General features: G+C 72.1%; 2 protein-coding genes. Both read right to left on the reverse strand.

Annotation, left to right across the window (positions count from 1 at the left end; genetic code table 11):
• On the reverse strand, positions 1 to 2,366 hold a 2,366-nt coding region (locus RHOOR92_RS0111715; RefSeq protein WP_027490292.1), incomplete at its 3' end, for a two-component regulator propeller domain-containing protein.
• 143 nt (positions 2,367 to 2,509) lie between these two features.
• On the reverse strand, positions 2,510 to 2,719 hold a 210-nt coding region (locus tag RHOOR92_RS18750; RefSeq protein WP_037115380.1), incomplete at its 5' end, for a response regulator.

Below are 2,719 nucleotides of genomic sequence, written 5' to 3' on the forward strand. Positions count from 1 at the left end.
ACCAGGCCGACCAGCGCGGCCGCGAGCAGCACGTAGATCGCCCACGCCCACCAGCGCCGCCACGGCGGCGCCTCGACGTGGATGCGCAGCGGCGTCGCCAGGTGCACCCATTGGCCGTTCGCGCCCGCGGCCATCACGTCGAGCGTGTAGTCGCCGGCGCCGAGACCGCTGAAATCGCGCTCGCCGCGGCTGCCGGTGTCCACCCAGTCGCTGTCGAAACCGTGCAGCCGGAAACGGTAGCGGTTGGCAGCCGGCGCGACGTAGGAGAACACCCGCGCCTCGATCGCGAGCTGGCTGTCGTGCCAGTCCATGTGCAGGGGCTGCGTGCCGATCGGCAGTACCTGGGTGACGCCGCGGTGGCGCACCCGGGCCTGAGTGAGCGCCATCTGCGGCACGCTGGTCTGCCGGTTGCTCCGGTCCGGGTTGAACGCCACCACGCCACCCAGGGTGGCAGCGTAGATGTAGCCGCTGGGCATCCGCGCGTAGCCGCGGAAGAACTCGCCGTTGGTCAGGCCGTCCTGCAGGCCGAACGAACGGAACGCGCCGGTGTCCGGCGCGAACCGCCACAGGCCGTCGTGGCCAAACACCCAGACCCGGCCGGCGGCATCGACGCGCAGGTCGGTGACGTTGACCGATGGCCAGCCATGCGTCGCGTCGATCCGGCGATCGACCACGATGCCGCCGTCGCCGCGGCGGTAGTGGACCAGCCCGTCGGCATTGGCCATCCACAGCCCGTCGGCGGTGAAATCGAAGGCATCGACGGATTGCCCGGTCGGCCCGCCCGGCACCATCACGAAACGGCCCTGCGCCGTGTCCAGCCACATCATGCCGCCGTCGCTGGCGTACCAGAAGACGCCGTCGTGCAGCGTCATCTGGCTGCCCCAGCGCACCTTGTCGCTGGAGCCGTCCATCGGCACCGGCTGCACCGCCAGCGTCTCCGGGTCGATGCGGAACAGGCCCTGGCCGAAGGTGCGCGCATACATCTGGCCGTCCGGCCCGGGCTCCACCTCCAGCGGCCGTTGCAGCTTCGCGCCGGTCGGATCGACCCGATCGAGCCGCCCGTCAGTATCGCGATACAACGCGCCCTGCACCACCACCCACAAGCGGTTACTCGCGTCCTCGGTCATGCCGACCACGTCGCCGCGCAGTCCCGATATCACGTGCTCGACCGTGCCGGCCACCGGATCGAGCCGGTCGACACGGCCGCCGCGCTGGCCCACCCACACATGGCGACCGTCCTTGCCGCGCGCCATCGTGGTCGCGATCGCGTCGCGCAAACTGGACGGGTCGTCCGGCATGTGGGTGAAGCGGCTGAAGCGGTTCCAGCCCGGCCCCAGGTACGCCACGCCGCCGTCGTACAGCACCGCCCACAGGCCGCCTTCGCGATCGACCATCAGCTGCCATACCCAGGTACCGGGCAAGTTGCCGTAGAGCACCGGCTGGTCGGCCACCGCGGTCACCGGCCCGCCCGGGCGCGCCTGCAGGAACAGGCCCCTCTGCGTGCCGACCCACAGGCGGCCGGCGTCGTCGCGCACGCTGCTCATCACGTTGGTGTCGGGAATCACGCCGGCGCCGAAGCGGCGTGCCACGCCGTCGGCGCCGACGATCCACAGACCGTCGGTGGCGGCGATGCGCACCTCGTCGCCGCTGCCGTCGATCCGCCACGCGTCGATGGTCCGCCGCGGTTCGGCCGAGGGCACACGCCGGATCGTGCCATCGGCCTCGCGCACGAACACGCCATGGCTGCTGCCGATCCACATCCGCTCGTGGCGATCCACGTACAGCGCGGCCACGGTGCCGACCGCGGCCGGGGTGGCGCCGAGCGGCGGATCGACCACGTGCTCGAAGCCGCCCTCGTCCGGACGCATCCGGTCGAGCCCGCCGGCGCTGCCCACCCACAAGCTGCCATCGGCGGTCTGCGCAACCGCCCATACCCTGTCGCTGGCCAGGCTGGCGGAGTCGGCCGGGTCGTGCCCCCAGTGGCGGAACGTACCGCGGGCCTCGTCGTAGCGGTTCAGGCCCGCGTTCAGGCCGGCGGCCCACAGCCGGCCCTGCCGATCGACCATCAGCGTGGCGATGCCGTTGTTGTACAACGAGCCCGGATCATTCTCGGCATGCCGGAACACCGTGAAGCCGACGCCGTCGAAGCGCGCCAGGCCGCCCTTGGTGCCGAACCAGATCGCACCGGCGCGATCCTGCGTCACGGCATAGACGCTGGTGCTCGGCAACCCGTCCGAGGTGTCGTAGCGACGGAACTGCGGGGTCGGCAGCGGATCGGCCTGCGTCGCGACAGCGGCGGGTGCCGGCACGCCTGACGCGGGCGCGGCCAGCCCGAGGGCCAGGACCAGCAAGACTGCCGAAAACATTCAGGTTGTCCCCTTCGGGCTTCCATGCACGCTTGCGCCGTATTGCATGCCGACGCAGCGCCATGCGTGGCGGTTGGCCGCCCCATGCCGGCCATCATGCCAAAACCGCCCAACCGGCGCGAGCGGGCCGGCCGGCCCACGGCTCAGGCCGGGGCGTCGCCCGCCGAAGCGACCACCCGCGCCAGCGCCGCCGCCAGCTGCTCGCCGCTGAGCGGCTTGCGCAGGAAGCCGTCCATGCCCGCCGCGCGCGCCTTCGCCTCGTCCTCGCTGCCCTGGCGCGCGGTCACCGCCACGATCGGCAGGTGCCGCCCGGCCGGCTCGCGCTGGCGGATCAGCCGCGCGATCTGGAAACC

It is taken from the genome of Rhodanobacter sp. OR92, assembly GCF_000427545.1.
GTDB classification, from domain to species: domain Bacteria; phylum Pseudomonadota; class Gammaproteobacteria; order Xanthomonadales; family Rhodanobacteraceae; genus Rhodanobacter; species Rhodanobacter denitrificans.